Here is a 255-nt window from a genome sequence, read left to right on the forward strand (position 1 = left end):
GAATACTCATCTCGCCCACCTGTGTCGGTTTGCGGTACGGTCTCGTATGACTGAAGCTTAGAGGCTTTTCTTGGAACCACTTCCGATTGCTTCAGCACCTAAATGCCTCGTCCCAGTCCCTTGAATTGCGCGCCCGGATTTGCCTAAGCGCCTTCTATGAACCAGAAACTGCCTATTCCAACAGGCAGACAACCTTCCGCGATCCGTCCCCCCATCGCATCATACGACGGTGCAGGAATATTAACCTGCTTCCCA

General features: G+C 52.9%; 1 rRNA gene. It reads right to left on the reverse strand.

Annotated elements, in window-relative coordinates:
- Nucleotides 1-255: ribosomal RNA gene (locus KVP70_RS33745) — 23S ribosomal RNA — on the reverse strand; the annotation flags it as partial.

Source organism: Duganella violaceipulchra, from assembly GCF_019166075.1.
In the GTDB taxonomy this organism is placed as follows: domain Bacteria; phylum Pseudomonadota; class Gammaproteobacteria; order Burkholderiales; family Burkholderiaceae_D; genus Rugamonas; species Rugamonas violaceipulchra.